Origin of the sequence: Puniceibacterium sp. IMCC21224, from assembly GCF_001038505.1 — a bacterium.
Lineage (GTDB): Bacteria > Pseudomonadota > Alphaproteobacteria > Rhodobacterales > Rhodobacteraceae > Puniceibacterium.
The window spans coordinates 543,985-568,901 of the sequence record NZ_LDPY01000001.1; the positions used below are offsets into that span (position 1 = coordinate 543,985).

20 protein-coding genes and 1 riboswitch are annotated in these 24,917 nt (G+C 61.8%); of the genes, 10 read left to right on the forward strand and 10 right to left on the reverse strand.

The window, feature by feature from the left end; genetic code table 11:
• Positions 1–7 precede the first annotated feature (7 nt).
• From IMCC21224_RS02520 to IMCC21224_RS02545, 6 genes are all read right to left on the reverse strand, one after another.
• The gene (locus IMCC21224_RS02520) at positions 8–2,791 is read right to left on the reverse strand and encodes a phosphoenolpyruvate carboxylase (RefSeq protein WP_231581999.1); all 2,784 of its coding nucleotides are present in this window, start codon (positions 2,789–2,791) and stop codon (positions 8–10) included.
• 433 nt (positions 2,792–3,224) lie between these two features.
• On the reverse strand, positions 3,225–5,519 hold the full coding sequence (gene rnr / locus IMCC21224_RS02525; protein WP_047994011.1) for a ribonuclease R: 2,295 nt from the start codon (positions 5,517–5,519) through the stop codon (positions 3,225–3,227).
• A gap of 72 nt (positions 5,520–5,591) precedes the next feature.
• Complete coding sequence (gene dapE / locus IMCC21224_RS02530; RefSeq protein ID WP_047994012.1) at positions 5,592–6,734, reverse strand: succinyl-diaminopimelate desuccinylase; 1,143 nt, start codon at positions 6,732–6,734, stop codon at positions 5,592–5,594.
• 98 nt (positions 6,735–6,832) lie between these two features.
• The gene (locus IMCC21224_RS02535; RefSeq protein WP_047994013.1) at positions 6,833–7,171 is read right to left on the reverse strand and encodes a hypothetical protein; all 339 of its coding nucleotides are present in this window, start codon (positions 7,169–7,171) and stop codon (positions 6,833–6,835) included.
• A 26-nt stretch (positions 7,172–7,197) separates the two neighbouring features.
• Positions 7,198–8,025 (reverse strand): 2,3,4,5-tetrahydropyridine-2,6-dicarboxylate N-succinyltransferase, encoded by an 828-nt coding sequence (gene dapD / locus IMCC21224_RS02540; protein ID WP_047994014.1) that lies wholly within the window; start codon positions 8,023–8,025, stop codon positions 7,198–7,200.
• 131 nt (positions 8,026–8,156) lie between these two features.
• Complete coding sequence (locus IMCC21224_RS02545; protein ID WP_047994015.1) at positions 8,157–9,074, reverse strand: threonine/serine dehydratase; 918 nt, start codon at positions 9,072–9,074, stop codon at positions 8,157–8,159.
• 71 nt (positions 9,075–9,145) lie between these two features.
• On the opposite strand from IMCC21224_RS02545, the gene IMCC21224_RS02550 reads away from it, so the two are divergent.
• Positions 9,146–9,988 carry a TIGR00730 family Rossman fold protein gene (locus IMCC21224_RS02550; protein WP_047994016.1) on the forward strand — a complete coding sequence of 281 codons (843 nt, stop codon included), beginning with the start codon at positions 9,146–9,148 and terminating at the stop codon, positions 9,986–9,988.
• A 50-nt stretch (positions 9,989–10,038) separates the two neighbouring features.
• On the opposite strand, the gene IMCC21224_RS02555 is transcribed toward IMCC21224_RS02550, so the two are convergent.
• On the reverse strand, positions 10,039–11,910 hold the full coding sequence (locus IMCC21224_RS02555; RefSeq protein WP_047994017.1) for a nucleoside-diphosphate sugar epimerase/dehydratase: 1,872 nt from the start codon (positions 11,908–11,910) through the stop codon (positions 10,039–10,041).
• Between the two features lie 483 nt (positions 11,911–12,393).
• Between IMCC21224_RS02555 and IMCC21224_RS02560 the strand changes: the two genes are divergently transcribed.
• Entirely contained in the window at positions 12,394–13,416 is a 1,023-nt protein-coding gene (locus IMCC21224_RS02560) for an aspartate-semialdehyde dehydrogenase (RefSeq protein ID WP_047994018.1), read from the forward strand.
• 228 nt (positions 13,417–13,644) lie between these two features.
• A complete protein-coding gene (locus tag IMCC21224_RS02565) occupies positions 13,645–13,989 on the forward strand; it encodes a hypothetical protein (RefSeq protein WP_053078873.1) in 345 nt (114 codons plus the stop codon).
• Between the two features lie 32 nt (positions 13,990–14,021).
• On the opposite strand, the gene IMCC21224_RS02570 is transcribed toward IMCC21224_RS02565, so the two are convergent.
• Entirely contained in the window at positions 14,022–14,696 is a 675-nt protein-coding gene (locus IMCC21224_RS02570) for a carbonic anhydrase (RefSeq protein WP_047994019.1), read from the reverse strand.
• 147 nt (positions 14,697–14,843) lie between these two features.
• On the opposite strand from IMCC21224_RS02570, the gene IMCC21224_RS02575 reads away from it, so the two are divergent.
• The 4 genes from IMCC21224_RS02575 to speB all read left to right on the forward strand — a co-directional run bounded on the left by IMCC21224_RS02575 (position 14,844) and on the right by speB (position 18,502).
• Positions 14,844–15,224 carry a hypothetical protein gene (locus tag IMCC21224_RS02575; RefSeq protein ID WP_231582000.1) on the forward strand — a complete coding sequence of 127 codons (381 nt, stop codon included), beginning with the start codon at positions 14,844–14,846 and terminating at the stop codon, positions 15,222–15,224.
• A 64-nt stretch (positions 15,225–15,288) separates the two neighbouring features.
• Positions 15,289–16,674, forward strand: a complete 1,386-nt coding sequence (locus tag IMCC21224_RS02580; RefSeq protein WP_047994020.1) for a M17 family metallopeptidase — start codon at positions 15,289–15,291, stop codon at positions 16,672–16,674.
• Positions 16,675–16,679: 5 nt separating this feature from the next.
• Positions 16,680–17,537, forward strand: a complete 858-nt coding sequence (locus tag IMCC21224_RS02585; protein ID WP_047996817.1) for an NlpC/P60 family protein — start codon at positions 16,680–16,682, stop codon at positions 17,535–17,537.
• The gene (speB, locus tag IMCC21224_RS02590; protein ID WP_047994021.1) at positions 17,534–18,502 is read left to right on the forward strand and encodes an agmatinase; all 969 of its coding nucleotides are present in this window, start codon (positions 17,534–17,536) and stop codon (positions 18,500–18,502) included. The genes IMCC21224_RS02585 and speB overlap by 4 nt, the downstream gene beginning before the upstream one ends.
• Positions 18,503–18,551: 49 nt before the next feature.
• Here speB and IMCC21224_RS02595 read toward each other — a convergent pair whose 3' ends face one another.
• Positions 18,552–18,893: a DUF2794 domain-containing protein gene (locus IMCC21224_RS02595; RefSeq protein ID WP_047996818.1), complete on the reverse strand. Its 342-nt coding sequence runs from the start codon at positions 18,891–18,893 to the stop codon at positions 18,552–18,554.
• A 234-nt stretch (positions 18,894–19,127) separates the two neighbouring features.
• Positions 19,128–19,214, forward strand: a riboswitch (glycine riboswitch).
• 161 nt (positions 19,215–19,375) lie between these two features.
• Here IMCC21224_RS02595 and gcvT point away from each other — a divergent pair.
• From gcvT to gcvP, 3 genes are all read left to right on the forward strand, one after another.
• Entirely contained in the window at positions 19,376–20,629 is a 1,254-nt protein-coding gene (gcvT, locus tag IMCC21224_RS02605) for a glycine cleavage system aminomethyltransferase GcvT (RefSeq protein WP_082135287.1), read from the forward strand.
• A gap of 21 nt (positions 20,630–20,650) precedes the next feature.
• Positions 20,651–21,019, forward strand: coding sequence for a glycine cleavage system protein GcvH (gcvH, locus tag IMCC21224_RS02610; protein WP_047996820.1), 369 nt, complete (start codon positions 20,651–20,653; stop codon positions 21,017–21,019).
• 125 nt (positions 21,020–21,144) lie between these two features.
• Complete coding sequence (gene gcvP, locus IMCC21224_RS02615) at positions 21,145–23,991, forward strand: aminomethyl-transferring glycine dehydrogenase (protein WP_047994023.1); 2,847 nt, start codon at positions 21,145–21,147, stop codon at positions 23,989–23,991.
• A 43-nt stretch (positions 23,992–24,034) separates the two neighbouring features.
• Here the strand turns inward: gcvP and IMCC21224_RS02620 are convergent, their stop codons facing one another.
• A complete protein-coding gene (locus tag IMCC21224_RS02620; RefSeq protein WP_047994024.1) occupies positions 24,035–24,904 on the reverse strand; it encodes an inositol monophosphatase in 870 nt (289 codons plus the stop codon).
• Between the last annotated feature and the right edge of the window lie 13 nt (positions 24,905–24,917).

Consider the following 24,917-nt stretch of genomic DNA (forward strand, 5'->3'; position numbering starts at 1 on the left):
GTTGCGGTCAGCCGGTCCAGCCCAGGCCGGTTGAAATGACGTGAATCGACATGAGCAGGGCATCGACATCTGCCGGGTCCGCATGATCCGATCCACCGACGCGACGCACCCGGTCCAGCAGGTCGATCTGAAGATGATGAACGCCACCCATCTGCGCGCTGATGCCCTGCACCTGTTCGCGAAATACCGGGAACCGTTGGGCCAGTTCAGTGCCGCCGGTCACCGACAGGATCATGCTGCGGGTCAGGGCATGCTCGGCCTCGATCCGGGACAGTACGCGGGCGCGGGTGTCAGAATCCTGCACCAGCCTAGCATAGGCGCGGGCTATCTCCATATCGGACTGGAACAGTACTTTTTCCGCCTCGTCGATCACCAGCCGAAACAGCCGGGACCGATCGAACATGCGCTGCAGCAGATCCTTGCCGCTATCACCCCGTACGCGGGTGAACGATGACAACGCTGAACCGATCCCGTACCAGCCGCTGAGCATGTGGCGGTTCTGGCTCCAGGCAAAGACCCAGGGGATCGCGCGCAGATCGGCCAGGTCGCGGGCGCCGGTGCCAAAGCGTTTGGCGGGACGCGAACCGATCTTGAGCAGTGCTAATTCGTCGACCGGGCTTGCTTCATGGAAATAATCGACAAAGCTGGGGGCACGCACAAGGTCGAGATAGCGCACCTGCGCCAGACCGGACAGGGCCTCGAAGGCCTCGTTGAACTCAGGTGTTTCGGCCTGCTGACGGTCGCTGTCAGGTTCAATGGTATGGCGCAAGACAGCCGCACAGAGATGTTCGAGGTTGCCAAGCGCCGTGCCCCGGTTGGCGAATTTGGCAGACACGATCTCGCCCTGTTCGGTCACGCGCAGTCGACCATCTACCGTGCCGACTGGCTGCGCTGCAATCGCGCGCCCCGCAGGCGCCCCACCGCGGCTGACCGACCCACCGCGTCCATGGAAAAACGAAACCCGAACGCGGTGCTTTTCGCCGGTACGGCGCACGGCGGTCTGTGCCTTTGACAATTCCCAGTTCGACGTCAGGAACCCGCCATCCTTGTTGCTGTCGGAATAACCCAGCATGATTTCCTGCACATCGCCCGCCTCGCGCACGGCGCGGCGCACCGCCCGGTTGCTGAACAGGGTATCCAGGATGTCGGTCGCGGCGCGCAGATCGTCGATGGTTTCCAGCAGCGGCACCACTTCGATCCCGGTCGGCGCGTCGCAGGCGGCCCGCGGCGCAGTCCAGCGGGCCAGCAGGTAAACGGCAAAGATATCGTCAGCCGAGGTGGTCATCGACAGGATCACCGTGCCGATCGACTGCCGGTCCCGGGCGCGGGCCTGGGTCACAAGGGCAAACAGGTCCAGCGTTTCACGCGCCTCATCCGGCAGATCCCTGAATGTCGTAAGGTCAAGCGGGGCGTCGGAAAGACAATCGGTCAACCGGCGGGACCATTCGGGTGTGTTGATAGGTGGCACCGGGCTGGCATCGCGCGCCGACAACACGGCGGCGACTGTGCGGTTGATCACGGTCGCGTTCTGCCGGATATCCAGCGAGACGGTGCAGAACCCAAACGTCTGGATTCGTCGCAGCAGGGGCCCGGTGCGCCGCGCCGCCGCCCGTTCGGCACCGGCAGCGCACAGCGCATCGTCGAGCAAAGCGACCAGGCCTTCGAATTCGCGTGCTGACGCAAAGGGTGTCACCCCACTATCTGGGGTCAGCGTGGCGTCGAGGCGCAACAACAGTGCCGTTGCGCATTGTCGGAACGGCTCTGCGGTGTTGTGCAACCGGGTCTCTTCGGCGGACCCGCCACAGAGATCAAGTTGCGCCGCGACGGTCGCCAAAAACCCTTGTGGCACATTGGTGGTACTGCGGCTGATTGACAGGTCTCTGCACAGGTCCGCCAACGCTGGCCGGTAGGATTTGATCGCGGCGTTGCGGTATTCGGTCAGCGCGTCGCGGGTGACGTCTGCGGTGACATGCGGGTTGCCGTCGCGGTCGCCACCGATCCAGCTGGAAAACCGTAGGAACGGGCCGGGCCGCACCCCGGAATAGTGGTCCCCCAGCGCGTGGTTCAGGGTGTCGTGCAGCGCGGGCAGCGCCGTGAACAGCACCTCGCGAAAGAAATATAGCCCCCACGAAACTTCTTGCGCGACAGTTGGCTTTTCCAATCGCAGTTCGCCAGTCAGCCAAAGCAGTTCAATCTCACCCATGAGCGCCTGCAGATAGGCCTCTTGCTCGCGCGGGGCCCAGGCGCGTCCGAGCAGATCGGTCAGGCGGCGATAGATCCGGCGGTGGATTTCCAGAACGGTGACGCGCTTGGTCTCGGTCGGATGGGCGGTCATTGTGGGGCAAACACGCAGCCGGGACAGGGCATTGTTCATCCGCTCGGTTGTCAGACCTCGGTCTGCGGCGCGCCCGACGACATCGGCAAAAGATCCCGGGATGGCACGGGCGGAACTGGCGCGCTCGATTTCCCGCCGCATCTGCACCGCATCGAATTCACGGGCAATCGCGAGCAGCTGATGCCATGTGCCAAGCGCCTGAAGGGCAGCAAAACGGCCCTGCGACGGCAATTGGTCCAGCGGCAGGCGACCATCAAGTAGGCGGTCCACATCAGGTACCCTGGTGGCAATCACAGAAACCAGGCAGCGTTTGAGCAATTCCCGGACGTCGTGGGATACGTCGCGAGACGGGAAAAGCGGTTCATTGCCGTGGGATAGGTTATCGGGTGCCGCGTCGGGCGGAGCATAGGCTAGGGTCATGGCGATGCGGGTCCAGTTCAGTTTGACAGGACCCATCAGAGGCGTTTCGGTTCCGCCACACCAGCACCGACGGTATAGAAACCGCCTTCCGATCGTAGAGTATCGAGTTACCCGTTCGGACAAACCCGTTGTCGCAATCAGCAGCGACCCATTGGTTCGATACATGCGGTTGCGGCGCTGCGCTTTTGATCTCGGGCATCGCATCGCCGCCAATCATTCGCTGCGCAATCGGCAGTCCCGTTGCCCGGCGGGGCATTGCAAATGCCCGAAAAGCGGCAATGGACGGCCATGGCGAACGGGACCGGGCTACGCCTTGTCGATCAAGCACCGAAAGCGGATGCCTCGGCTGTGCCAGTCCTGTCGATGATCGACACTCTGCCGGTGGATACCGCATGACGCCGGGCGCGGCGGGATCGGACGGCTTTGATGGCTTATGTCCAGCGCGGGCGCGCCGAGCTTTACCCAGATCTCAGCGCTTGGTGGTCCGCGTCCGGCTGACCTTGCGTTTGGTCTTGGCGTCTTTCTTCTGGGCTGCGGATGCCTTGCGACGGGGCGGACCACCCGGTTTGCCACGTCCGCGCCCGCGGAACGGACGTGCGCCACCATGGCCGCGCGGCATTTCCTCGTCCTCGATCTGGAGCAGTTCCAGCCCGATCCCGCCTGTCACCGGCGCCGCCTCGACCAGCTTGACCTTGACCCGCAGGCCTAGACCGATGACGCGACCCGAATCGGCACCCATCAGTGTGGCGCTGTCGCGATCGAAATGAAAATATTCGTTTCCAAGGCTGCGGATCGGGATCAGCCCGTCTGCGCCGGTTTCATCCAGTTTTACAAATACGCCGAACTTGGCGATGCCGCTGATCCGCCCGTCGAATTCGGCCCCCAGCCGATCCGACAGATAGGCGGCCAGATAGCGATCTGTGGTGTCGCGCTCGGCTACCATCGACCGGCGTTCGGTGTCCGAGATATGTGTCGCAGTTGCTTCGAGCCGTTCGATATCCTCGGGCCGCAGCCCGTCATCACCCCAGCCATGCGCGGTGATCAGCGCGCGGTGTACCACCAGATCCGAATAGCGCCGGATCGGTGAGGTGAAATGTGCGTAGGATTGCAGGGCCAACCCGAAATGGCCGAAATTCTTGGGGCTGTAATAGGCCTGTGTCATCGACCGCAGCGTGGCGATGTTGATCAGCTCGGATTCATCCGATCCAGCGGCATCGTGCAGCAATTTGTTGAGATGCGCGGTTTTGAGGACCTGCCCCTTGGCCAGTGTAAAGCCCGCCGCATCGACGGTGTCGCGCAGCGATTCCAGCTTTTCGGGTGGCGGTTCCTCGTGGACGCGGAACAGCAGCGGGGTCTTTTTCGCGTTCAGCGTCTCAGCCGCAGCGACATTGGCGAGGACCATAAACTCCTCGATCAGTTTGTGTGCATCCATCCGCATGGTGAAATTGACAGAGGTTACGGTGCCTTCATCAGAAAGCTGGATCTTGCGCTCCGGCAGATCCAGATCCAGCGGTTGCCGCCGCTCGCGTGCCGCCCTAAGCGCAGCGTAAGCTGCATAAAGCGGCTTTAGCACCGGTTCCAGCAGCGGCGCGGTCTTGTCGTTGGGGGTGCCGTTGATAGCCTCTTGCACCTCTTCGTAGTTCAACGAGGCCGGGGATCGCATGAGCCCGCGGACAAAGGTCTGCCCACGTTTGTTTCCATCAGCGTCGATGACCATACGCACGGCGATACAGGCGCGCGGCACCCCTTCGTGCAGCGAACACAGATCACCCGACAGCCGGTCGGGCAGCATCGGCACCACACGATCGGGGAAATAGCTGGAATTGCCGCGCTTGCGGGCCTCGTGATCCAGCGCGGTGCCGGGACGCACGTAATGCGCCACATCAGCAATCGCGACCCAGAGGATATAGCCGCCGGGGTTCTTGGGATCGTCATCAGCCTCGGCAAAGCAGGCATCATCGTGATCGCGGGCATCCCAGGGGTCAATTGTGATCAGGGGCAGGTCCCGCAGATCTTTGCGACCCTTGAGGCCCGCGGGTTTTTGGCTGTCGGCTTCTGCGACCACATCGTCGGGGAAATCGTCGGGAATGCCGTGTTGGTGAATGGCGATCAGCGACACCGCGCGCGGCGCGGTCGGATCACCCAGACGCATGACAATGCGGGCGCGGGGCAGACCCATGCGACCTTTGGGACCGGACTGCTCGGCCTCGACCAGCTCGCCGTCTTTGGCGCCGCCGGTGGCGTCGTCCGCGACAGCCCATTCGCGATCGGACCCTTTGTCGATCGGCAGGATACGCCCGCCCTCGGACGCTTTGCGAAAGATACCGATGATCTTTTGCGGGTTCGACCCGATGCGGCGGATCAGCCGCGCTTCGTAATGGTGGTCATCGCCTTCAACCAGTTGCAGCCGGGCAAGGATGCGGTCCCCCTCGCCCAGAGCCGGGTCACTGTCGCGGGGGATGATCAGCACGACAGGTTCGACACCTTCACCATGCCATTCCAACGGTTTGGCATAAAGATCACCATCCGGCGACGGGGCGCGGACCTGCAACACGCTGACCGGGGGCAGCCGGTCCGGGTCACGATAGGTTTTCTTGCGCTTTTCCAGATGGCCGTCCTGCTCAAGCTCTTTGAGCATGCGTTTGAGGTCGATCCGCGCAGCCCCTTTGATGCCAAAGGCCTTGGCGATGTCGCGTTTGGCGGTGAGGGTCGGATGCTCGGAAATCCAGACGAGGATGTCCGATTTGCTCGGCAATGTGCTCATGGCTCTGGCCTATCATGGTCGTGGGGTGCCGTCATCAGCGAAGCGACGCGCGGTCGTATAGACGCCCAGGGGTCAGGCAAAATAGTCGCGCAAAATGCGGGTATAGATTGATTTGAGCTGGCGGATCTGCGCCACTTCGACCCGCTCGTCGATCTGATGCATCGTCTTGCCGACAAGGCCAAATTCAACCACCGGGCAGTGATCCTTGACAAACCGTGCGTCGGACGTGCCGCCGGTCGTCGACAGCTCTGGCACAACGCCGGTTTCCGCCTCGACTGAACGGGCAACCAGATCCGACAGCGGCCCTGGCGGCGTGACGAAACTTTCGCCGGAAATCTTGATCTGCACCTCGGTTGAGGTGCCAAAATCGGCGTCGATGGCGGCGGATTCGGCGATCAGCCAGTCAGACAGGGACGCGCCAGAGTGGTGATCGTTGAACCGGATGTTGAGCGTGGCTCGGGTCTGGGCCGGGATCACGTTGGTTGCCGGATTGCCGGTGTCGATGGTCACAACCGCCAGGGTTGAGGCGTCGAAATGCGCTGTGCCTTCGTCAAGAACATGCGACGACAACCGGTCCATCAGCCGCGCCATGGCAGGCATCGGATTGCAGGCGCGGTGCGGATAGGCGGAATGGCCTTGCTGGCCGGTCACGGTAAAATGCGCGTTCATCGACCCGCGGCGCCCGATCTTTATCATTTGGCCCATATGGTCGGGGCAGGTCGGTTCGCCCACCAGACAGACAGCCATCTGTTCGCCCTGGTGCGTCATCCAGTCCAGCAGCGCAACGGTGCCGTCGGTGGCGTCGCCCTCTTCATCACCAGTGATCGCCAGGATTACGGCCCCGTCCGGCGGGGTGTCGCGCACAAAATCCACAGCGGCTGCGGCAAAGGCGGCGACGCCGGATTTCATGTCGGTTGCGCCGCGGCCATACATTATCCCACTCTTTATTTCGGCACCAAACGGCGGCATGGTCCAGTCCGCCGGATCCCCCAACGGCACCACATCCGTGTGCCCGTTAAAGCCGAAACTGCGCGCGTGTGCCTTGTCGCCCCAACGCGCAAAAAGGTTGCCGATCCCGCCACGCTCAACCCGTGTGCAGATAAACCCTGCATCCGAAAGCAGGGTTTCCAGCAGGTTTAGCGCGCCACCGTCCTCGGGGGTGACCGAGGGGCATTTAATCAGGGCGGCGGTCAAGGCGACGGGATCGGTGGTCATGGCTCTGGGCTCCGTTCGGGACAGCCCAAGCGGTAGCGCAGTCGCGGGCCAAGTTCAAATGCGCCAACACGGCACAGGCAACTGTGTCGCGCGGTGGGCTACTCGGGCTTGTCGAAGAAGGGTGTGACCTGAGCGACGATGACCGAATTTTCCGCCAGCGCGCGGGCCATCAGTTCGGCCTCGTCTTCGTCAATCTCGTGGCCCTCGGCGCGGCGCTCGTCTTCGGTGCCATAGCCGGTGACGTCCAGCGGTGCCATGTCTGCCTGTTTCAGGATCGCGACGGTTTCGCGCACGGCCTCGGCCTCATCGACGCCAGAGGCATAGCACATCAGCGCCGCACCGGTCGCGCCCTTGGGCAGGCCATCGCCGGTCTTGCGACCGACCTCGACCAGCAGGGTAAAGACCTGCTGGCGGTTGGGTTTCTTAGGCTCGGTCATGGCAGTTCGCCCCGTCAGTGCCTGCGTCAGTCCCGCAGCAATTCGTTGATGCCGGTTTTCGAACGGGTCTTGGCATCGACCCGTTTGACGATCACCGCGCAATAGAGGTTCACGTTGTTCTTGGACGGCATCGAACCGGACACAACAACGGAGTAGGGCGGTACTTCTCCGTAGGTCACGTCACCGGTTTCACGGTCGATGATCTTGGTCGACTGGCCAATATAGACGCCCATACCCAGCACCGATCCTTCGCGGATGATACAGCCTTCGACCACTTCGGAACGCGCACCGATAAAGCAGTTATCCTCAATGATCGTCGGGCCGGCCTGCATTGGTTCCAGCACGCCGCCGATGCCGACGCCGCCGGACAGGTGGACGTTCTTGCCGATCTGCGCGCAGGATCCGACGGTGGCCCAGGCATCCACCATGGTGCCGCTGTCGACATAGGCGCCAAGGTTCACAAAGGATGGCATCAGCACCACGCCGGGGGCGATATAGGCCGACTTGCGGACAACGCAGTTGGGAACGGCGCGGAACCCGGCCTTTTTCCAGTCTTTCTTTTTCCAGCCCATAAATTTGCTGTCGACCTTGTCCCACCAGCCGCCGCCCTGCGGGCCGCCGGACTGGGGCTCCATGTCCTTGATCCGAAAGCCCAGAAGAACGGCTTTTTTCGCCCATTGGTTGACGTGCCAGTCGCCGCTGTCCTGCCGTTCGGCCACCCGCAGGGTGCCGCTGTCGAGCGCGTTCAGCGTTGTTTCGATGGCGTCGCGGGTTTCGCCCTTGGTGTCGGGGGTGATGGTTTCGCGGGCCTCCCAGGCGGCTTCGATGGCGGTTTCGAGTGCGGCGTTGGACATCGTATAGCTCCTGAGAACGGCTGCTGGCGTTTGGGTGCATACGCACCAATGATTGCGCGGGTCTTAGACACCAAAGTCAGGCGGCGCGCAATCCCGCGAGGATCGCTGCCCGCCGTCCGAGCAGGCCCGGCCTAGCCCAGCGGATCCGGGGCGATATTGCCGCCACACAACAGGACTGCCACTTTTTCCCCCGCTGCGGGCTGATAGGCGCCCGATGTGAGCGCCGCGAGGGCCGTGGCGCCCGCCGGTTCAACCAGCAGGCGGTGGGCCTGCCACAATCTGCGCTGGGCGTCAGAAATTGCGGCGTCGCTGACCAGCAGGGTCGGCGTGCCCCGCGCCGAGGCGAGGCCAAAACAGATGTCGCCTATGCGCCGTGCGCCCAGTGCGTTTGCCGCGATGCCGGACACTGCAACATCGGTCGGCGCGCCAGCACCCAGGGCTGCGTGCAGGGTCGGTGTGCCCTCGGACTCGATCGCGATCACCCTGCGCCGCCCCTGCCACCAGGCCAGAGCACCGGATATCAGACCACCGCCGCCGACGGCAATCAGCACGGTGTCGGCATCCAGCCCCTGATCGTCCCACTCGGCAAAGCAACTGCCCTGTCCCGCAACCGTCGCGGCTGCGTCATAGGCGTGGATCTGTAGCGCGCCGGTTTGTGCGGCAAATTCCTGCGCCGCGTTCAGCGCATTGGCATATTCCCCCGGCATTACATGCAATGTGGCGCCCGTGCGTTCGATCAATGCGATCTTGGCGGGACCGGCCAGTTCGGGCACGAATATTGTCGCGGCGTGGCCCAGTGCGCGTGCGGCATAGGCCACCGCCGCACCATGGTTGCCGCCAGAGGCAGCCGCGACCCCCGCCGCCGGGACCGGAGAAGAGAGCAGCGTATTGAACGCCCCGCGCGCCTTGAAACTGCCGGTGTGCTGAAGGTGTTCGAGCTTGAATGCCACCGGCGTGCCTGTCAGGGCGCTGCTGGTCAGGACGGGCGTGCGCAGCACATGGCCCGCAATGCGGGCAGTCGCGGCTGATATGTCGGTCGTCCAGTCCATCACGGTGCCCTGTCTCTGGTGTCGGTCGTGCGAAGGCTATAGCTAAGAGAAAAGAGACGAAAGGCCCGAAAATGACAGACCACCGCCGCAGCCCGTTCCGCGATGCCCGCCTTGACCGCGTCGCCGCAGGCCACGTGCCAGATACGCCACAAACCCAGGCGCCAACCTATCGTCTGGCCTTTGCGGACGAGGATTTTCTTGGCCATGAGGCGCTTCGCCCGGTACGGCTGCAACTGGAGCTGATGAAGCCGGAATTGGCGCTGGACGCGCATGGCATTGAATCGACGGTTGTGATGTTTGGCGGCGCGCGTATTCCCGCGCCCGAGGACAAGGCCAGTGCGCGAACCCAAACGCTGGCCGATCTGTCGCGGTTCTACGACGAAGCGCGGCTGTTTGCGCAGCAGATGACCCGCAAATCCCAAGAGACCGGCGGCCACGAATTCGTCATCGTGACGGGTGGCGGACCGGGGGTCATGGAGGCCGGAAACCGCGGCGCCGTGGACGCAGGCGGCGTGTCAATCGGTCTGAACATCGTGCTGCCGCACGAGCAGGCACCCAACGCCTATGTCACGCCGGACCTGTGCTTTAACTTCCACTATTTCGCGATTCGCAAGATGCATTTCCTGATGCGGGCGCGGGCGATATGTGTGTTTCCTGGTGGTTTCGGCACTCTGGACGAAATGTTTGAGGCGCTGACCCTGATCCAGACCGGGCGGATGAAGCGGGTGCCATTCCTGCTGTTCGGCCGCGACTTTTGGGAAAAGATCATCAACTGGGATGCGCTGGCCGATGCCGGCACCATCAGCGCCGAGGATCTGGATCTGTTCCGCTTTGTCGAAACTGCAGCCGAAGCCGGTGCGATCATTGAAAATTGGGAACCTGAGGGGCGTCGCGAGGGGCTGCCGGGGCGCTAGGCGCCACCTTGCGCCTTGTTGTCAGGGCGGTCAGAAATAGGGGCGCGCAGTCAGATGAGCGCCTCTGCCTGCTCACCCTCGAGGCTACGTTCGACCCAGCGGGCGATCACAGCCTTGGCGGCGTCTTCATCCAGATTCAGGATGGAACGGCGCAGTTCCTTGAGGGCGTTGGCCATCTCGATCTCGGACAAATAGCTTTCCTGAGCGCGCAGGATCTTGTTGTGCGGGGTGGTCAGCATGTCGGGTGAAATCAACAGCTCTTCGTGCAGTTTCTCGCCGCGGCGCAGGCCGGTGATCTGGATCTCGATGTCGCCATCGGGGTTTTGGGCATCACGAACCGAGTGACCGGCACCTTCGATCATCTGGCGCGCCAGTTTGGCGATTGGCACCGGGTCACCCATATCAAGCACAAAGACATCGCCGCCACGGGCAAAAGATCCGGCCAACAGCACCAGCCGCGCCGCTTCGGAAATGGTCATGAAATACCGGGTCACAGCGCCGTGGGTCAGGGTCACAGGACCGCCGCGACCGATCTGCTCTTCGAACAGGGGAATGACGGACCCCGAAGAGCCAAGCACATTGCCAAAACGCACCATGGAAAAACGGGTGCCCGACGACCGTGTCGCCATATCCTGCACCACGAGTTCGGCCAGACGCTTGGACGCGCCCATGACGTTGGTCGGGCGCACGGCCTTGTCAGACGACACCAGAATAAAGCGTTCGACCCCGGCGTCACGCGAGGCATCGGCCAGAACTTTGGTTCCGATGACGTTGTTGCTAAGGCCGGCAATCGGGTTGCATTCGACCAGCGGCAGATGCTTGTAGGCGGCGGCATGCAGAACCACGTCTATGTCGTAGGACGCCAGCAGCTCGCGCATCTTTGCATCATCTAGCACGGTGCCAAGGATCGGCACGATATGCAGGGTAGAAGCCAGTTCACGCAGTTCTTTGTCGATGTTGTAAAGTGCCAGTTCGGAATGGTCGAGCAGCACAATGCACTGCGGCTTGCAGGCGATCAGCTGACGGCAAAGCTCAGACCCAATGGACCCGCCGGCCCCGGTGATCAGGATACGGCGACCGGAATAGGCGTGGCTGACGCCAGGCAATTCCGCCTCGAGCCGGTTGCGGCCCAGCAGATCGTCGAGTGAAACAGGAGAGACCCGCTTGCGCAGCTCGCCTTCGCCGACAAGTTCAGCAAAGGAGGGCAGGGCGTGAACCTCGCAGCCGATCTCGCGCAGGCGATGGGCGATACGCGATTGTTTGGACTGGCTGATTGATGGCATGGCCAGCACGACGCGGTCGATCAGTTTGTCCGCGATCAGATCCTTGATCTTGGACGGTGCATGAACCGGCAGACCGGCGATCATCAGGCTTTGAAGTGTTGGGTTGTCGTCGACAAACGCGATCGGACGAATTGCATCGTCACTGCGCAGTGCAGCGACCAACTGTTGCCCGGTCTGGCCCGCGCCGTAAATCAGGACACGCATTCGGCTTTGGCCGTGGCGATAGACGTTGAGCACGAACTGGCGCAGTCCGACGCGCCACGCGCCGCCATAGACCAGAAACATCACGCTGAAGATCAGAAACACCTCGACCGGAAGGCGCGGCGAAAACAGCCCGTTGAACGCCGCACCAATCACGCTGACCGCGATGGAATAGAGCGCCGTCGCCCAAACGCCCCGCATCTCGTAAGCGTTGAGCTTGGTTCTGGGCAGCCCGAGGTAGCTGGAAATTGGCAGCCCGAGCAGCGACATGATGACAACAAGAGGGGCGATCTGCCACAATACGTCTACTTCGACGGCGACAGAGGAATTGAGCAGCAAAGCGGACAGAAAGGCGGCGAAAATCATCACCACGTCAATAAACATGAAGAAATACTGTTTCTGAGCCCGCGTCAGTGATGTCGCGATCGTATAAAGCATCGAAACTGGCTCCTCTGCGATTACGCAGTCGTGATCAACTTATTTTCAAATAACGGTTTGCCGTCCAAGTGTCACATTCATATGAATTTGAGACTGAGACACACGGCACACCTGATTCCTTCTAACAACTTCCAACATTTATGCGACCGCTCAAACAATAGACAAGTGACAAATGCTGCACTTGCAGAAATTGGCAGGATTCCACCGACGAAATGCCGATCAATTGGGCGATTTGGCGAAATAATCTTTCATTTATCTGTATTTGGTCGGCGGCTCGGCGCGCAATCAACCTGTGGTTGAGGCGAGTAAGGGGCACAGGGCGATTCGCGGAATATGTTCAAAACCTAAGCATATGTCACGGCGCGCAGGCACAGGGCAGACCGCAAGACACCCCTTTTACACAGCCACGTGCTGCGATAAGGACCGCGCACGCGGCGCAGGCATTGGTCTGTGCTGCAAGTACCCACCAAGAAGGAGCCATCCATGGGCTACAAAGTAGTTGTCGCAGGGGCCACGGGTAACGTTGGCCGCGAAATGTTGAACATCCTCGCCGAGCGCGAGTTCCCGGTGGACGAAATCGTCGCACTGGCGAGCCGCAAGTCACTGGGCACTGAGGTTAGCTTTGGCGACAAGACACTCAAGACCAAGGATCTGGACACCTTTGATTTTGCTGGCTGGGACATGGCGCTGTTTGCCATTGGGTCCGACGCGACCAAGATCTATGCCCCGAGGGCAGCCAAGGCCGGTTGCGTGGTGATCGACAATTCGTCACTCTACCGCTACGATCCTGACGTGCCGCTGATCGTGCCCGAGGTGAACGCCGACGCGATCATGGGCTATTCCAAAAAGAACATCATCGCCAATCCCAACTGTTCGACCGCGCAGATGGTTGTCGCGCTCAAACCGCTGCACGACCGCGCCACGATAAAGCGGGTTGTGGTGTCGACCTACCAATCGGTGTCGGGCGCGGGCAAGTCCGGGCTGGACGAGTTGTGGGACCAGACCAAGTCGATCTACAACCCGACCGACAGCAAGCCGCCCCGGACCTTTACCAAGCAAATCGCGTTCAACGTGATCCCGCATATTGATGTCTTTCTGGACGACGGATCGACTAAAGAAGAATGGAAGATGGTCGCCGAGACGAAAAAGATCATCGACACCAAGATCAAGGTTACGGCGACATGCGTTCGGGTTCCGGTCTTTGTCGGCCATTCGGAAGCAATCAATATTGAGTTCGAAGAGTTCCTGGACGAGGACGAGGCTCGCGACATCCTGCGCGAGGCGCCGGGGGTTATGGTTATCGACAAGCGTGAGGACGGTGGATACATCACGCCCGTCGAATGCGTCGGAGATTTTGCCACCTTTATCAGCCGTATCCGTCAGGATAGTACGATCGACAACGGGCTGAACCTGTGGTGCGTGTCGGACAACCTGCGCAAGGGCGCCGCCCTGAACGCGGTACAGATCGCCGAAGTGCTGGGCCAGCGGGTCCTGAAAAAAGGCTGATCCTGTCAAACCCCCGCGATTGTATTCTACGGGCCGCCGGTGGGTGGCCCGTTTGCGGTTTTCGAAACCGCAGCGCGAAATTTTCGCTGAAACAAGTGCGTTCAAGCCTGTTCGGCGACATTTCTGTCACAATTTGACGGCGAGATGAAAATGGGCCCGAAATGGCCCTGTTCTTGCCGAAAAGCGGTGGCACTACTGAATATCGTAGAATCGAGAAAGTAAAATACGATGCAGTACGAGTTGCCTCCGGTATCCTCAACGGCCGCTGATCAGACGAACGCCATCGTTTCGCTGCCGGCGCCTCTGGATTGTGAGACCCAGGCGCTGTTGCGCGCCTTTCTCACCCCGATCATGGAAAAAGCCCGCAGTTGGTCGGACCTGTCCACCCTGCTGCGGATCAAGGGTTATGGCATTGCCTTTCGCGAAGGTCATCTGGTGCTGATCAATGCCGACACCGGCACGCCGCTTTGCACCGGTGCGACCTTGGGCGTACCGCTGCGCACATTGGCCGCACGTCTGGGCCGACCCTGCGTCGTGGCGCATCGCGACGGGATCAGCGGCCACCTAGCCTGATACCCGCCGACGATCCGCCATTGGCCGAGCGGCTAAAGACCGCCGGCCGCCCGGTCCGCGACAGGAACAAATGCTGTTGTTCTGGGATCATACCATTCCAGCCCGCCGGCGCCGATCTCGGTCCACAGACCATGCAGCGTCAGTTCGTCCCTTTCGACGGCCTCGCGGACAAATGGAAAGGTCATGAGGTTTTCAAGCGACACCAGAACCGCCTCTTTTTCCAGCTTGCGGGCGCGCAGGGCATCATCCGGTTCATCCTTGACCCGTTCGTAGCCCGGCCGCAGGATGTCCATCCAGCGTCCCACAAAGCTTGACGTTTCCTCAAGATGCGGGGCGTGGCCGGAACACATATCAAGGCATCCGGCGACGCCACCACAGTTGGAGTGACCCAGCACGATCAGATGCACCACCTTGAGCGCAACCACGGCATATTCCACCGCCGCCGAGGTGCCGTGCTGCGCGCCGTCCGGCTCATACCCAGGGACGAGATTGGCAATGTTGCGGTGGATAAAGAATTCGCCCGAATCCGCGCCAAAGATCGACGTGACATGCACCCGACTGTCGCAGCACGAAATCACCATCGCGCGCGGGCGCTGGCCTTCGGTTGCAAGGCGGCGATACCACGAGGCGTTGTCGGCATAGGTTGTCGCCTTCCAGCCCTGATAGCGCTGGACCAGGTAGGCAGGCAGGGGTTTGGCAGCCTTCATTTCGCTCTCCTTGGTGGTGCGGGTGGGTCTGAGTTACGCTGAATTCGACAGGAATTCGAGAGATAATCCAAGCCAAGCCTAACCTTTTGGGAACCTCGATAGGACACCCTGTCATCGCCGTGGGGGCCTTTCTGAGAGGATGGTAAGGTGGGAAATATCGTGATGCTGAAACCGCGCGAAGGCGCGCGGCTGGATGCTGGCCGGGTCGAGATGCTGTATGTGCAGCTTGGCCCAAGCGGAGCTGAGGATGTCGTCTGCCGCGCAATGGAGGAACTGGCCTATCGTCTGACCTATATTGACCGGATGTATTGTGACCAGAACTGGGCTGAGATGCGCAAGAACACGCGGGCACTAAATGCGATAGCGGTGCAGATCGGCATGAACGGATTGTCGCGGGTTGCGGGTGATGTGATCAGCTGCATAGACGACGCGGATGTGATCGCGCTGGCGGCGACCTTGTCGCGCCTGATACGCACCGGGGAATTGTCACTGACCGAGATCTGGGATTTGCAGGATCTTTCGGTCTGAACTCACTTGCGGGGCGGCGCACAGGGGCTAGGGTACGGCGTGTCACCAACAAAGGGGTTGCCCGATGCCGTTTTCCTTTGCCTCTGCCGACGCGGGGTCTTTGCCAGTTCATGTACTTAGCCCGGATGATGTCGCCCCATGGGCGGCACAGCAGGGCGATGTCACGCGCAATTGGGTCGGGGCAAGCGGTTTTAACGGTGCCATCGGCACGGCGCTGATGCTGCCCGACGCTGACGGTACGCCACAGGGCGCGCTGATTGGCTATGGCACGCCGTCTCAACGTCGCAGGGTGCGATTCGTACTGGCGGGCGCGGTGCCAAATCTGGCGCCGGGCCTCTATCACATTGCGAGCGGTCTGCCCGCTGAGGATGTCGCGACCGAGGCGTTGGGCTGGTTGTTGTCGACCTACGGCTTTTCGCGTTACCATGATCAAAGCCCGAAGGTGCCGCAGCTTGTGGCGCCCGATGGCATTGATGCCACACGGACCGAAGTTCTGGCGGCATCCGAGGCGCTGACCCGTGACCTGATCAACACGCCTGCCTCGGATATGGGGCCGGCGGACCTTGATGCCGCAGCGCGGGCCTTGGCCGATGAATTTGATGCCGATATCCGGGTCATCATTGGTGCCGAGTTGTTGGCGCAGAATTTTCCGATGATCCACGCCGTGGGCCGCGCGGCCGAGCAAGAGCCGCGGCTAATCGACATGCGTTGGGGTACCGTCGGCCCGACATTGACGCTGGTGGGCAAGGGCGTGTGTTTTGACACCGGGGGGTTAAACCTGAAACCCGGTGCGTCGATGGGGTTGATGAAAAAGGACATGGGGGGGGCAGCCAACGTGCTGGGCCTTGCGCGGATGATCATGGCGCTGGCTCTGCCGCTGCGGTTGCGCGTGCTGATCCCGGCAGTCGAAAACGCGGTCAGCGGCAACAGTTTCCGCCCGCAGGACATTCTGACCTCGCGCAAGGGGCTGACGGTTGAAATCAACAACACCGACGCGGAGGGGCGGCTGGTGCTGGCCGACGCTCTGGCGCTGGCAGACGAGGAAATGCCTGACCTCATCATTTCGATGGCCACGTTGACTGGTGCCGCGCGGGTCGCGGTGGGGCCGGATCTGGCCCCATATTTCACCGATGACGATGCCGTCGCCGCAACGCTAGGACAGGCCGGCGCCAAAATGGCTGACCCGGTCTGGCGCCTGCCATTCTGGGAGCCGTACGAGACGATGATCGAACCGGGGATCGCTGATCTGGACAATGCGCCGGCCGGCGGCTTTGGTGGGGCGATCACGGCGGCACTGTTCCTACGCCGGTTTGTCGAAGCGACCCCAAGATATGTGCATTTCGACATCTACGGCTGGCAACCACAGCCCGCACCGGGGCGCACAAAGGGTGGATTTGGGCAAGGTCCGCGCGCCATTCTGGACGCACTGCCGAACCTTTTGAACCTGTGATCGCCATGGCGGACCGCCGTCTGATGCCGACAAACGGCCGGGTGGCGCATGTCTCGCTGATGGGCGAGCTCGCGGCGGAGCAGTTCACTGACGGCACCGAACGCTGCGTCGCACGGGACATGGTCTGGTTGTGGTCTGCGCCCGACGGCAATCGCGAGCGTACTCTGCTGTTTGGCGAACGGTTTTGCGTGCTTGAGGTGCGGCAGGAATTCGCCTTTGGTTTTGTTCCCTACAATGGCTATGTCGGATACCTAAGGGCGCAGGCCCTCGATGATCTGCCCGCGCCGACGCATGTTGTGAGCGCGCGACTGACCAGCAGTCTGGATCAGCCGGATTTCAAACGATTCACCGACCTGGCAGAGCTGTCTTTGGGCGCGCAGCTGCATGTTGATGATGTCGGCGGCCGGTTCGCGCGCTATGCCACTCCGAGCGGGGCACGGTATGTGCCTGCTTTGCATCTGCGCCCCGTCGGCTTGCCCGAAACCGACCCGGTCGCGGTTGCAGAACGGCTGCTGGGCACGCCGTATGTCTGGGGTGGGAATTCAGCGCGCGGGATTGACTGTTCGGGGTTGGTTCAGGCAGGCTTGCGCGCCTGCGGTCAAACCTGCCCCGGCGACAGTGACTTGCAAGAGCGTGCGCTGGGCGTCACGATGTCGCCCGGCACGCCATATCAGCGCGGTGACCTGCTGTTCTGGAAGGGGCATGTCGCCTGGGTCGCTGACCCGGTGACGCTGCTGCACGCCAACGCCCATAGCATGAGCGTCGCATTCGAGCCGCTGCAATCTGCCATTGACCGTATCGCCAAAAGCGACGGCCCTGTTATACGCCACGCCAGAATAGAACCGCAAGGAAGCCCGCCATGACCACCGATCCGTTCTTTCACCCCATCTCGGGGTTTGACCTGCCGCGGTTTGCCGGCATTCCGACCTTTATGCGCTTGCCTTATGTGCCGCCCGGCCACGCCCGGTTCGAAGAGGTGCAGGTGGGCGTGGTCGGCGTGCCCTGGGACAGCGGCACCACCAACCGTCCCGGCCCGCGCCATGCGCCGCGTCAGTTGCGCGATGCCTCGACCATGATCCGGGCGCAGCACGGCGTCAGCGGCGTGCGCCCGTTTGAGATGGTGCGCTGCGCCGATGTTGGGGATGTCGGACCAAATCCGGCGGATATTCAGGACAGCATGACCCGGATTACCGCGTTTTATGATGGGTTGCGGGCGGCGGGCATCATGCCCCTCACTGCGGGCGGCGATCACCTGTCGTCGCTGCCAATCTTGCGGTCATTGGGTCGCGATGCGCCGCTGGGTATGGTGCATTTCGACAGCCATACCGACCTGTTCCATTCCTATTTCGGTGGCACGATGTACACCCATGGCACACCGTTCCGCCGTGCAATCGAAGAGGGGCTGTTGGACCCGAAACGTGTGGTGATGATCGGCATTCGCGGCTCGGCTTATGACACCGAAGACCGTGATTTTGCCGCCGCCAACGGCATTCGTATCGTCCCGATCGAAGAATTCCACGCCCGCGGCCCCGAAGATGTCATGGCCGAGGCACGCGAGATTGTCGGCACCGAACCGACTTATGTCAGCTATGACATCGACTTTGTCGATCCGACTTTTGCGCCCGGCACCGGCACACCCGAAGTGGGCGGCCCGAATTCCTATCAGGCCTTGCAGGTGGTGCGGGCGCTTGAGGGGCTGAATATCGTCGGTGCGGACATGGTCGAAGTGTCACCGCCGTTTGATACCTCGGGCGGAACGGCGTTTCTGGGCGTCACTGTGATGTTTGAACTGCTTTGCGTCATGGCACCGATGATCGCCGTGCGGTGACGGGGCCCCGGCGCGGAACGCCATCTCCAGGCGACATCCAACCGCGCGGTCAGTCGATCGCGCGGATCATCTTGCGCTCTAACACCCGCAGCACCGTGCGCAGGTCTGACCCGCGTTTCAGCACCTGGCCATCTATGCTGACCACGGCATATTGGCCCTGCTTTCCGCGCAGCTTTGGCCGTTTTTCGACCCGGTATAACGGGTTTTCGGCGGTGCGGCGAAAGATCGAGAACACCGCCACATCGCGCAGACACGAGATACCGTAATCGCGCCACTCACCCGCCGCGACCATGCGGCCATACAGCGCCAGGATCAGCGATAGCTCGGTTCGGTGAAAGGCCACGACCTCGGATCCCGATTGGGTGGCTTGGAACGGCGTTAGCGAATTCATGGACTCATGCTTGCGCTGATCGGAGGGCAGCGCAAGCGTTTTCAAAATGTCAGCCCCGGCGGCGTGGACTGTGATGCACCAATGCCAGAGGAAACCGGACCTGTCAGGGTTTGGGTTGGGGGCGGATTGCTGCGCACCCGGCGGCAAACGGGGGGTGCTTGTTAAATTCAAACCGCTCACCACCCTCCGTATGAGGGTGCTTGTTTCCGACGAAAAGCTGGTCTAGCTTGGCGCCACGTCACGACGGGAGAACCGGGTTATCCGGTGCCGAAGGAGCAACCGCCCCGGAAACTCTCAGGCCCAAGGGACCGTCGCGACCAACAGAACTCTGGAGAGTGGTGCAATCGTATGCATCCGCCGACGGGATAGCGATCTCAGGCAAAGGGACAGAGGGGGCATTCCGGGCGTGGGAATTTTACCGCGCTGTGAATGCCGTGGCGCCCCAATGTGTCGCCGAACGGATGTCAGAAATGGATGAACGCATGAGCGGTAAACAGGGCGAAAACGGATCAGGTAGCGACGATCTGGCACGATTTGAGGTCCAGGATGTCTGCGGTTGTGGTGTTGACCACGGCCCCGGCGGACATCCCGCGGATGACCACGAACCCGAGGATGAAGGTGGTTTGAAGCGCACCCCGCTGCATGCGCTGCACCTTGAGCTGGGAGCGAAGATGGTTGAATTCGCTGGCTACGAAATGCCGGTGCAATATCCCATGGGTGTGCTCAAGGAACATCTGCACACCCGCGCGGCTGCCGGTCTGTTTGATGTCAGCCACATGGGGCAGGTTGTACTGCGCGGACGCACTTGCGATGTGGCGCTGGCGCTGGAAACCCTTGTGCCGGTCGATGTCGCCGGGATCGTTGAGGGCCGTCAGCGCTATGGGTTCTTCACCAACGATCAGGGCGGGATCGAGGATGATCTGATGATCGCCAATCGTGGCGATCACCTGTTTGTTGTGGTCAACGCAGCCTGCAAGGATGCAGATGTCGCGCGGATGCGCGCGGAGCTTGAGCCCGGCGTTGTGGTCAAGCTGCTCGACAATCGGGCTCTGCTCGCACTGCAGGGGCCGGGCGCCGCAGACGCGCTGGCCAAGCTGAACCCGGCAGTGAGGGAGATGCGGTTCATGGATGTGGCCACGCTGGAACTGGCCGGGGCTGAATGCTGGATTTCGCGGTCTGGCTACACTGGCGAGGATGGATTCGAGATTTCTGTGCCCGATGCGGCGGCTGAGACGCTGGCCCGCGCCCTGCTGACAATCGACGCGGTTGAGCCTATTGGCCTTGGTGCTCGCGATTCGCTGCGGCTTGAGGCTGGGCTTTGCCTTTATGGCCATGACATCGATGCGGACACGTCACCGATCGAAGCGGCGCTGGTCTGGGCCATCCAGAAGGTGCGCCGCCCGGGTGGTGCCCGCGCAGGCGGATACCCCGGAGCCGAGCGTATAGCCGGTGATCTGGCCGAAGGTGTGGCCCGCAAACGCGTTGGCGTGCGCCCCGAGGGCCGCGCGCCGATGCGCGAAGGTATCCAGCTTTTCGCTGGCGAAACGGGCGGAGAGCCGGTTGGGATCGTGACCTCGGGTGGTTTTGGCCCAACCCTTGGCGCGCCAGTGGCGATGGGCTATGTGCCCGCTGCCCTGTCAAAGGCAGGTACACAGATTTTTGGTGAGGTACGGGGCAAACGACTGGCCGTTGAGGTTGTGTCGCTGCCCTTTGTACCCGCAGGATTCAAACGCTGAACACATCCACGGGAGATAATGATGAAGTTCACCGAAGAGCATGAATGGCTTTTGGAAGAAGATGATGGCATCGTCACTGTCGGTATCACGGCACATGCCGCCGAGCAGTTGGGCGATGTGGTGTTTGTCGAACTGCCCGATGTCGGCGCAACCGTGTCCAAGGATGACGAAGTTGTGGTGATCGAGAGCGTCAAGGCGGCGTCCGACATCCTTGCCCCGATTGATGGTGAGATTGTCGAGGTCAACGAGTCGATCGTGGCTGAACCGGGCAAGGTCAACGAAGATCCCGAGGGCGAAGCCTGGTTCTTTAAGGTCCGGGTTGAGGCCGACGATATGGCCGTCATGGACGATTACATGGACGAGGCGGCCTACAAGAAGTTTGTGGGCTGACCAGGGCACACCCGCGTCAGCTGGCCGATCGGTGGCCGACCCGGAAAATGCGTATTTTTGAAGAGAAGAAGCGGCGGCCTGTCCGGTTTGGCCGCCGCTTTGTCCTGTTCCAGACGAGGTGAGACATGAGCTTTGCGCCGATAGACTATCTGCCATACGATTTTGCCAACCGCCGCCATATCGGTCCGTCCCCCGCCGAGATGCAGGATATGTTCGGGGTGCTTGGCGTGCCGGATCTGACGACGCTGATCGATCAGACCGTGCCCCAGCCGATCCGTCAGGCCGCGCCGCTTGATTTTGGCAAGGCGATGTCTGAACGCGAGCTGCTGCATCACATGCGTGAAGTGGCGGATCAGAACGTGGTGCTGACTTCGCTGATCGGGATGGGGTATCACGGGACCGTCACGCCGCCGGCGATCCAGCGCAACATTTTTGAAAACCCTGCTTGGTACACGGCCTACACGCCCTATCAACCCGAGATCAGTCAGGGGCGGCTTGAGGCGTTGTTGAACTATCAGACGATGATTTCGGATTTGACCGGGCTGGAAATTGCCAACGCCTCGTTGTTGGATGAGGCGACAGCCTGCGCCGAGGCGATGACCATGGCGCAGCGCGTCGCCAAGTCCAAGGCGCGCGCGTTTTTTGTTGATGAGAACTGCCATCCGCAGAATATTGCCGTTGTGCGCACTCGGGCCCAGCCGCTGGGGATCGAGGTGGTTGTGGGCAGCCCGGACGCGCTGGACCCGACCGCTGTGTTTGGGGCGTTGTTCCAGTATCCCGGCACTTATGGCCATGTGCGTGATTTCAGCGACCTGATCGCCACGTTGCACGCGGCGGGGGCGATTGCCGTCGTCAGCGCCGACCCGATGGCACTGTGTCTGCTGAAGGAACCGGGTGCCATGGGGGCCGATATCGCCGTGGGATCAACCCAGCGGTTCGGTGTGCCGATGGGCTATGGCGGGCCGCACGCGGCTTATATGGCCACCAAAGATGCCTATAAACGGGCGATGCCGGGGCGCATTGTCGGCGTCTCTGTCGATGCGCATGGAAACCGTGCCTACCGTTTGGCGCTGCAAACCCGCGAACAGCATATCCGCCGCGAAAAGGCTACGTCCAACGTTTGCACGGCGCAGGCGCTACTGGCGGTGATGGCCGGGTTCTACGCGGTGTTTCATGGACCCAAGGGACTGCGCGCCATTGCGCAGCGCATCCATCGCAAGACGACACGTCTGGCCAGCGGGCTTGAGGCCGCGGGATTTGTGGTTGAGCCTGCGACGTTCTTTGACACGATTACTGTCGATGTGGGGCTGTTGCAGCGCGGGGTGATGCAGGCGGCGGTCACGCAAGGCGTGAACCTGCGTGCCGTGGGCAAGACGCACGTCGGCATCACGCTGGATGAAACAACCCGGCCCGCGACGATCGAAGCGGTCTGGCGGGCCTTTGGTCTTGACCGGAAAGATGATGAGCTGACCCCGGCCTATCGCCTTCCCGAGCCGATGCTGCGGACCTCGGACTACCTTCAGCATGACGTGTTCCACATGAACCGGGCTGAGACCGAGATGATGCGCTATATGCGGCGTCTGGCGGATCGCGACCTTGCCCTGGATCGGGCGATGATCCCGCTGGGGTCCTGCACGATGAAGCTGAATTCGGCCGCCGAGATGATGCCGGTGAGTTGGCCCGAGTTTTCCGGCTTGCATCCCTATGTGCCTGACAATCAGGCACGCGGCTATGCCGAATTGATTGGAAATCTCAATCACAAGCTATGCCAGATTACCGGCTATGATGCGATTTCGATGCAGCCCAATTCCGGCGCGCAAGGCGAATATGCAGGCCTGCTGACCATTGCCGACTGGCACCGGACGCAGGGGCAGGGGCATCGCAACGTCAGCCTGATTCCGGTCAATGCGCATGGCACCAACCCGGCCAGCGCGCAGATGGTGGGGTGGAAAGTGGTGCCGGTGCAATGCGACGCCAACGGCTCAATCGACTTGGATGATTTTAGGGCCAAGGCGGAAAAGCATTCAGATGCGCTGGCTGCGTGCATGATCACCTATCCGTCCACCCATGGCGTGTTCGAGGAAACGGTGATTGACGTTTGCAAGATCACCCACGACCACGGCGGGCAGGTCTATATCGACGGGGCCAACATGAACGCCATGGTCGGCCTGTCGCGGCCCGGCGATCTGGGCGGCGATGTGAGCCACCTGAACCTGCACAAGACCTTTTGCATCCCTCATGGCGGCGGTGGCCCCGGCATGGGCCCGATCGGTGTCAAGGCGCATCTGGTGCCGCATCTGCCGTCGCACCCGCTGAAGCCGGGTGTCGGATCGGTGTCGGCGGCGCCGTTTGGTTCGCCGTCGCTGCTGCCGATCAGCTGGGCCTATTGCCTGATGATGGGTGGTGAGGGGCTGACGCAGGCCACGCGGGTTGCGATTCTGAACGCGAACTACATCGCACAGCGATTGGAGGGGGCGTACAAGGTGCTTTATCGCGGGTCTGAGGGGCGTGTGGCGCATGAATGTATCCTCGATGTGCGGCCATTTGCCGACAGCGCGGGGGTCTCGGTCGAGGATATTGCCAAGCGGCTGATTGATTGCGGGTTTCACGCCCCGACGATGAGCTGGCCGGTGGCTGGCACCTTGATGGTCGAACCGACAGAATCCGAGACCAAGGCAGAGCTGGACCGGTTTTGCGATGCGATGCTGGCGATCCGCGATGAGATCCGCGCGATCGAAGATGGCACCATGCCGCACGATAATAACCCGCTGGCCAATGCCCCCCATACGGTCGAGGATCTGGTGGGGGACTGGGACCGGCCCTACAGCCGCGAACAGGGTTGTTTCCCTCCGGGTGCGTTTCGGGTCGACAAATACTGGCCGCCGGTCAACCGGGTGGACAATGTCTATGGCGACCGCCACCTGATTTGCACCTGCCCGCCGATGTCGGATTATGCCGACGCGGCTGAGTAAACAGCGGTGCCGCCTGCGCCGTGGATCGGCGCAGGCAAGCGGTTCATTCCGCCAAAAGAAAGGAAAAGACGTCGCGCAGGCGTCCCCAGGTCGCCGTGTCCGACGCCGCCAGAATATACCCTTCGCGGGGGGCATCGGCACGGTAATCTGATCCGTCAAGCTGCGCGACATGCCCGCCCGCGCGCTGGGCAATCAGCACGCCGGCTGCGTGATCCCATGGCGTGAGCCCGGCGCAGAATACAAAATCGACATTGCCCTGGGCCAACATACGGAATTCATGGCAGGCGCAGCGCAGCGATGTCGCGCGGTCAAACCGGGGAAAGGTTGCGGCCATCGCGGCACGCTGGTCTTGCGGCAGGTTGTAGAGGCCGACATAGCCGGTCAGCTGTTCGATCGGGCCACCTTTGGACACCGACAGCGTTTGCGCGGCGCGGCGCGGGCGTAGCATTTGTGCCGGGCCAGTGTCGTCCGCGATGATCGAATCGTCCATGACCGGATCGTAGAGCAGGCCGAACACTGGTGTGCCGTAGCGCGTCATCGACAGGATGACGCCGAATGTTGTCAACCCATTGGCATAGTTCCAGGTGCCGTCCACCGGGTCGATGGTAAAGGCCATCTCGGCCCCGGCGATCTTGTCCACGATGTCCGGGTTCTTGGAAACATCCTCTTCGCCGACGATCAGCGCGTTGGGGAACAGGCCCAGCAGCCCACGAGCGATCATTGCCTCGGCGGCGCGGTCAGCTTCGGTCACCAGATCCTGCGGGCCGGTTTTCTGGTCAATCTCGTGCGCGGCCAGCGCGCGGAACCGCGGCAGGATCTCGGCCTTGGCCGCGCGGCGGACGAGGTTCACGATGCTTGTGCGTTGGGCTGGTGTTAGCGGGGCGGGGACGGTCATCGGCAGGCTGTCGGTCACGGGGCGGCTCCTT

Excerpts from the sequence above, each read along its gene's own strand:
- gcvT (WP_082135287.1), top strand. The coding sequence starts at position 19,376 with ATGAGCGGTAAACAGGGCGAAAACGGATCAGGTAGCGACGATCTGGCA.
- gcvP (WP_047994023.1), top strand. The coding sequence starts at position 21,145 with ATGAGCTTTGCGCCGATAGACTATCTGCCATACGATTTTGCCAACCGC.
- IMCC21224_RS02565 (WP_053078873.1), top strand. The coding sequence starts at position 13,645 with ATGCAGTACGAGTTGCCTCCGGTATCCTCAACGGCCGCTGATCAGACG.
- gcvH (WP_047996820.1), top strand. The coding sequence starts at position 20,651 with ATGAAGTTCACCGAAGAGCATGAATGGCTTTTGGAAGAAGATGATGGC.
- IMCC21224_RS02585 (WP_047996817.1), top strand. The coding sequence starts at position 16,680 with ATGGCGGACCGCCGTCTGATGCCGACAAACGGCCGGGTGGCGCATGTC.
- IMCC21224_RS02570 (WP_047994019.1), bottom strand. The coding sequence starts at position 14,696 with ATGAAGGCTGCCAAACCCCTGCCTGCCTACCTGGTCCAGCGCTATCAG.
- rnr (WP_047994011.1), bottom strand. The coding sequence starts at position 5,519 with ATGAGCACATTGCCGAGCAAATCGGACATCCTCGTCTGGATTTCCGAG.
- IMCC21224_RS02555 (WP_047994017.1), bottom strand. The coding sequence starts at position 11,910 with ATGCTTTATACGATCGCGACATCACTGACGCGGGCTCAGAAACAGTAT.
- IMCC21224_RS02550 (WP_047994016.1), top strand. The coding sequence starts at position 9,146 with ATGACAGACCACCGCCGCAGCCCGTTCCGCGATGCCCGCCTTGACCGC.
- IMCC21224_RS02520 (WP_231581999.1), bottom strand. The coding sequence starts at position 2,791 with ATGGGTCCTGTCAAACTGAACTGGACCCGCATCGCCATGACCCTAGCC.
- IMCC21224_RS02580 (WP_047994020.1), top strand. The coding sequence starts at position 15,289 with ATGCCGTTTTCCTTTGCCTCTGCCGACGCGGGGTCTTTGCCAGTTCAT.
- IMCC21224_RS02535 (WP_047994013.1), bottom strand. The coding sequence starts at position 7,171 with ATGACCGAGCCTAAGAAACCCAACCGCCAGCAGGTCTTTACCCTGCTG.
- IMCC21224_RS02545 (WP_047994015.1), bottom strand. The coding sequence starts at position 9,074 with ATGGACTGGACGACCGACATATCAGCCGCGACTGCCCGCATTGCGGGC.
- IMCC21224_RS02595 (WP_047996818.1), bottom strand. The coding sequence starts at position 18,893 with ATGAATTCGCTAACGCCGTTCCAAGCCACCCAATCGGGATCCGAGGTC.
- speB (WP_047994021.1), top strand. The coding sequence starts at position 17,534 with ATGACCACCGATCCGTTCTTTCACCCCATCTCGGGGTTTGACCTGCCG.
- dapD (WP_047994014.1), bottom strand. The coding sequence starts at position 8,025 with ATGTCCAACGCCGCACTCGAAACCGCCATCGAAGCCGCCTGGGAGGCC.
- IMCC21224_RS02560 (WP_047994018.1), top strand. The coding sequence starts at position 12,394 with ATGGGCTACAAAGTAGTTGTCGCAGGGGCCACGGGTAACGTTGGCCGC.
- dapE (WP_047994012.1), bottom strand. The coding sequence starts at position 6,734 with ATGACCACCGATCCCGTCGCCTTGACCGCCGCCCTGATTAAATGCCCC.